1 protein-coding gene and 1 pseudogene are annotated in these 1,010 nt (G+C 75.6%); both read right to left on the bottom strand.

What is annotated here, in order from left to right:
- A partial coding sequence (locus AB0C29_RS50340) for an alpha/beta fold hydrolase (protein ID WP_360835742.1) occupies positions 1-398 on the bottom strand: 398 nt, incomplete at its 3' end.
- A gap of 40 nt (positions 399-438) precedes the next feature.
- Positions 439-1,010, bottom strand: a pseudogene (locus tag AB0C29_RS50335) (hypothetical protein); the annotation flags it as partial.

Below are 1,010 nucleotides of genomic sequence, written 5' to 3'. Positions count from 1 at the left end.
GCCACCCCGGGCTCGCCGGCCAGCCGCAGCGCGACCCGCCCACCCATCGAATGGCCCACCAGCACGACCGGGGCGCCGGGATGCGTCCGGCGCGCCTCCGCCAGCGCCCAGCGGGCATCGCGCACCGGATCCTGCGCGTCGCCGTTCCAGCCGCGCACCCGGTAGCGCAGAGTCCAGACCGCGACCTCGTCACCGCGGGTGCTCCAGCTGATCGCCCGGGCGAACGGCACCATCCGCAGATGGGCCAGGCCGCGGCGGGCCGGTGCCACGCTGGTGGCCCGGCCGCCGGGCAGCAGCAGCACCACCGCGCGGGCGTGCTCACGGGGACCGGACATGTCGAGCGCGGGAGCGGGCTCGACGGGGGTCCGGGGCGCGAACGCGGTCGGGTGGCTGGTCATGTCCCCTTCACTACCCGTTTCCGGCCCGCGGATACCGGCCTCACTCCGGTATCGGCACGGGCGCCCGGTGCAGCCGCGGCAGCGCGGTCACGGCCCAGATCAGCAACGCGGCGACGCCGAGGGCCAGCACTGCCGCGCTGACCGCCTTGTCGATCGCCTGCGCGGTGACCATCATCGGCAGCAGCTTGACCGCCACCGAGCCGCCGAGCGCCCGCACCGACGCGCTGTAGGCCAGCGCCGTCGTGATGCCGTCGGCCGGCGCCTCCTCCGCGACCAGCGCGTCCATGTCGCCCTCGAACGCCGTCTGGCTCACCCCGGCGAGGAACTGGGCGATCAGCACACTGACCGCGTGCATCGGCGCGCCGAGCCAGCCGACCAGCATGGCGACGCCCCACAGCGTCCAGCGCAGGACGGCCGGCAGCTTCATGGTGCCGATCGCCTCGACCGCGGCGGTCGCCAGCAGGCAGCCGAGGCTGAACGCGATGGCGGCGCCGGCCACCCAGTGCCGGCCGTGCAGCTCGGTGGTGAGCGGGATGGCGAGCAGGGTCGGTCCGGACGCGAGCAGCATGATGCCGCCGCCCGCGACGAGCAGCCGCGGCGAGACCGCGAGCC

It is taken from the genome of Actinoplanes sp. NPDC048791, assembly GCF_040650095.1.
In the GTDB taxonomy this organism is placed as follows: Bacteria; Actinomycetota; Actinomycetes; order Mycobacteriales; family Micromonosporaceae; genus Actinoplanes.
The sequence above is the reverse complement of the archived record's forward strand: the minus strand, read 5'-3'. Positions and strand labels throughout refer to the sequence as shown.